The organism is Lactobacillus sp. ESL0228, from assembly GCF_003692825.1.
Classification (GTDB): domain Bacteria; phylum Bacillota; class Bacilli; order Lactobacillales; family Lactobacillaceae; genus Lactobacillus.
This window is the reverse complement of record NZ_REHJ01000017.1, coordinates 1-4,197: the sequence shown is the minus strand read 5'-3', so window position 1 is coordinate 4,197 and position 4,197 is coordinate 1. Positions and strand designations below refer to the sequence as shown.

Sequence of the window (4,197 nt, the reverse complement as noted above, 5' to 3'; positions counted from 1 at the left end):
GCAAGGTACAGGGGCAGTCGCAATAGACTGCTTTTTTTGTTTCTTTTTGAAAAAGAAAATCGTGTCCTCAAGGACACGACCAGACGAAAAAACAAGCATTAGTCTTCACGACTTTTGCTTGTTTTTTTCGTCATGAAATTTTGTGCATTACGCAGTTTTGCCAAAATTGAATTAAGCAGAAATTGCGCCAGCTTTTTCTGCTTCGCCCCCTGCGTAAGGGCGTGTGATGTAGTGACTTTTGCGTTAGCAATTGTCACTACATCGAAAACGTTTCTTTTTAGCAAAAGAAGCAAAAAATTAGTAGAATAGGGTCAGCTGGAGGTCGCTAAATTATGAACCAAAAAATGACTGTTTCGTTTGCAAAAGGCAACGCCACCGAAACTTCAATTAGACACAATAACCGCTCCCTTGATCCCGATCACTTCGATTACGATAAAGCAGGACACCGTCACATTTTGCCAGAATATACGTCCCTAAACGAGGTGCTAGTTCATCGTGACATTAAAAAAGTTTATCAAGAGCAATTTGGCAAAGCCGTTGAACAATACAATGCCAAACAGAAACGTAAAGATCGCCGGATCACCGATTATTATCGCAAAATCAAAAATAGTAAAAATCAAGCGACCCAACGTGAATTTATTGTTCAAGTTGGCAACCAGAATGATTATTTAAAACAAGATCGTACTACATCTAAAAATTGGCAAACTGCCAAAAAGATTTTGACCGAATTTGAACATGATTTTGAACAGAATAACCCCAATTTACAGGTTTACAATGCGGTCATTCACATGGACGAGCCGGGCTCACCCCACCTACACCTTAATGTTGTCCCTGTAGCACATTTTAAGAATGCACAGCGAGGAGTAACCGTTAAGCCGAGTTTTGATAAAGCTTTAATTGAAGAGGGGTTTAAACCTGATCCCAAGGACAGTCGGGCGCTTTTTCGTGAATTTCAACATCAACAAGCCGATTGTCTAACCGAACTAGCACGTAAATTTGGCATTGAACGTGAACAAGGCTTAACCAATCAATTAAAAAACGTCCACGAATACAAGCAGGCTATGCGTGCCGTTAACCAAGCCCAAGCCTTAGCTCTGCAACAAAAAAATAAAAATGCTGAATTAGCTATTAAATTAACTGATCAAAAAATTATGAGCCAAGAATTGGATCAGCAAATCAAGGATAAACAACAAAAATCGGCTATTTTGAGCCGTGAGAGCCATTTAAAAATCAAAAACGAGGAAACATACTTAAGTACACTAAAACGGCTCTCAGACGTTAATAAGCACGCTGACGTTGATTATTATTTACCAACTAAAACTTTTGGACTCGTTGATAAAGTTAGTGCCCAAGCCCGAATCGCTAAATTAATCAAACAAGCTAGGCTATCCCAAAACTTAGTTCAAGTAATTCAACAAAATCAAAAACTGACTGCCACTAATACGCAATTACAAACGCAAATTCAAAAATTAACACTGGAAAACGAAACCATTGCTGATAAAAAATCACTTGAAGGCTATAACATTGGCATAAAAAAAGGACGCCATGAAGAAAAACAAAGAGTCCATGTTAAAGCTGGTGAGCCTTATCAAAAAGAAATTAAAAGCTTAAATAAAAAAATTACCGAGCAAGATAACTATGCTGTCGAACTAGTTATGGAACTTAACAAGTTACAAAGCGATAACTTAACTTACCAGTATCAAATCAAGCAATTACAAGAACAGTTAGGTAGCGTCAAAAGACCCTATCAAGAAAAAATCGCCACTCTAACTACAGAACTCCAAGACCAAAAACAACAAAATCAAACACAAAAACAGCAATTAGCACAAAAAGACCAAGTCCTCCATATGCAAGCCACTGCTATCAAACACCAAAAGCACCAAATTAAGCACCTCAAACAATTTGGGCAAACTTTAGTTACTGCAATTGGTGAGTGCAAACCATTACTCAAAAATACTTGGTCTAAAGTTGTAGAACGTATTGGACAACATTTCCACCAACAACAAGAAACCGACTTAAGTCTCTTTGAACACCACTGGTCTAAAACCGATTTCCAAACCCTTAAACATCACGCTTCGACACCTTCAAAAGCTGAATTATATCAACTATATCTACAACACAACCAAGATATGGATTTAGATCGTTAAAACCACTACTAGCATTCTAGGCTGCTTTCCTGCTGCTACTCACCCTGCACTACTTCTAAATCACTACTACCATACCCTCCAGTGGGGCATACTACCCCCATAAGTACCTTTAATAAAACCGCAAAGCGGTTAGTTAGGTACTTTTCCCCTAGCATAAAGAGGAAAATAAAAAGTATCTAACTAATTTGCTTTGCAATTGCTGGTTATAACTTTCGGCTTACGCCGACATACATTTAAGTTTAAACGCCCTACACAGTAGTTCTCGCCGTTGTTTTTTCTCGCTTGATGAATGAATCTCGTTCTGGGCAACGCCATTTACTAACCCCAGTCAATAGCTTTTCTTGCTATGTTCTGCTCACTACTGCCGTATGTTCCACTGCTACAAATTCTCCTTACACATGAGTAATTCCAAATCTGTAGTAGTCGTCTGTACCGCCCTGACCTTGTTCGCACTGCTGGTCGTCACCGCCACTTGCCCCACTGCTACGTTACTAGCTTTCGGAAATAGATTTATTACTTGAGATGGCTCTATTAAACCTGTCCCTTTTTACAACTTTGTCCTGTTGGCTATTTGTGTGCTGTCTTGATAACGGAAAAACCTCCGAACTAATCTTTTCACTTTAGTTCGGAGGTTTTTAGCTTTAATCTCTTGAATTCTTATTTAAGTTTGTTATACTTAATTATGAATTTGAGGACTAAAGCTAATTTATTCGACCGCTCAAATTGAATGTGAATTAGCTTTTTTCTTTGCCTAGATTGCTTTAAGTACAAGCAACCTAGGCTTTTTTATTTAATTAACAATGTAATCATAGCATAAAAAATAGAAATAAAAACATTTATTTCTAAAATTTAAATCATCAAAGAGCTAGTTGCTAACAGAAATAGCAACTAGCTCTTTGATGATTTATTCCAATAGTTAAGATAACATCAAACAATTGTGCAATAAAAAAGTATCTAACTTTTACACATTCCAAAAATATCCATAAGATTATTTATGTAATACACCAAAAATCGAAATTAAACCATGCCCAAAACCATGATTTGCAAAACTAGGATTAAGTAGCTCTCTATAAATTTTTCGTCCTTCATCAGAGAGTTCTTGACGAATAGCCAACGGAGTTAATCTAGACTGAAGTGAATCGGTTATAGCAGGAAAATATTCTTTTTTTTCTAAACGACGCTTAGCTGTACACATTATTTCTCGCTCTTTTGCAGAAATAGATCCCTGAAGGCAAGTATTTATTTCTGCTAATAAAATATTTTCTGACTTCGATACTTTCATCTTAACACCTCAATTATTTATGTTCTATCTATGTCCAAAACCATAGCCATCTTGCATACCGCTAACCCAACCATTATACACAACATGTCCAACCGTTTGCCAAGTATTTCTAGTAACAACGTACTTAAATTTTCCAGTATTACTTTCCATTAATATCCCATTAGAACCTGTATTACTATCAACAACATACCACTTAACTTTTTTCTTATTACCGTAATATTCAGGTCCTAAAGTGTGATATGTTGAACGTAACAAAGGATTATAATCATCATTATTATTTAATATACTTGATTAACAATATTTAAATCCCCTATACCAGTAGTAACTTAACATAATGTGCATTATCGGAAGTAGGTAAAAAAGCCTGCAGGATTAGGTCTAATTTTAGCTTTAAAAATAAGCTTGTGAATTTTAATCTGTATAGCATATAAAAAGCCCGAATTAGTGGGCTTTTTGTTTTCTGATTTTTTTCAATTTCACAATTAGACCAATTAAAAAAAGCGCAAGAAAATCTTACGCTTCCTCTTACAATTTTACTTAAAAATTTTAAGTATTGCTTCAAGTAAATCTTTCAACTTATCAAGTAAGTTTGCCAATTTATCTAAAGCGATTCCCAATTCCCGCAAAGCGGGTGTTAAATCAGTAAGTAATATGCAAGTAAGAGATAATAAAACCACGTATTTTAGCATCACGCCCACCTCCTTTCATGGAAGTTAATCAGACTTCCTGAGATTGCGCACTAAAAAACGTGCATTAACATTTTACCAT

Annotated in this window: 4 protein-coding genes; 1 reads left to right on the top strand and 3 read right to left on the bottom strand. The window is 36.0% G+C overall.

Annotated elements, in window-relative coordinates:
* Positions 1-332: 332 nt before the first annotated feature.
* Positions 333-2,147, top strand: a complete 1,815-nt coding sequence (locus tag F5ESL0228_RS08225) for a plasmid recombination protein (protein WP_122023454.1) — start codon at positions 333-335, stop codon at positions 2,145-2,147.
* A 988-nt stretch (positions 2,148-3,135) separates the two neighbouring features.
* On the opposite strand, the gene F5ESL0228_RS08220 is transcribed toward F5ESL0228_RS08225, so the two are convergent.
* The 3 genes from F5ESL0228_RS08220 to F5ESL0228_RS08345 all read right to left on the bottom strand — a co-directional run bounded on the left by F5ESL0228_RS08220 (position 3,136) and on the right by F5ESL0228_RS08345 (position 4,118).
* The gene (locus F5ESL0228_RS08220) at positions 3,136-3,429 is read right to left on the bottom strand and encodes a bacteriocin immunity protein (protein ID WP_122023453.1); all 294 of its coding nucleotides are present in this window, start codon (positions 3,427-3,429) and stop codon (positions 3,136-3,138) included.
* Between the two features lie 24 nt (positions 3,430-3,453).
* Positions 3,454-3,684 carry a garvicin Q family class II bacteriocin gene (locus tag F5ESL0228_RS08215; RefSeq protein WP_122023452.1) on the bottom strand — a complete coding sequence of 77 codons (231 nt, stop codon included), beginning with the start codon at positions 3,682-3,684 and terminating at the stop codon, positions 3,454-3,456.
* A 278-nt stretch (positions 3,685-3,962) separates the two neighbouring features.
* Positions 3,963-4,118 (bottom strand): hypothetical protein, encoded by a 156-nt coding sequence (locus tag F5ESL0228_RS08345; RefSeq protein WP_158592510.1) that lies wholly within the window; start codon positions 4,116-4,118, stop codon positions 3,963-3,965.
* Positions 4,119-4,197: the final 79 nt, after the last annotated feature.

Bases quoted from the DNA above. Each gene is read 5' to 3' on its own strand.
- F5ESL0228_RS08225 (WP_122023454.1), top strand. From the start codon at position 333: ATGAACCAAAAAATGACTGTTTCGTTTGCAAAAGGCAACGCCACCGAA.
- F5ESL0228_RS08220 (WP_122023453.1), bottom strand. From the start codon at position 3,429: ATGAAAGTATCGAAGTCAGAAAATATTTTATTAGCAGAAATAAATACT.
- F5ESL0228_RS08345 (WP_158592510.1), bottom strand. From the start codon at position 4,118: ATGCTAAAATACGTGGTTTTATTATCTCTTACTTGCATATTACTTACT.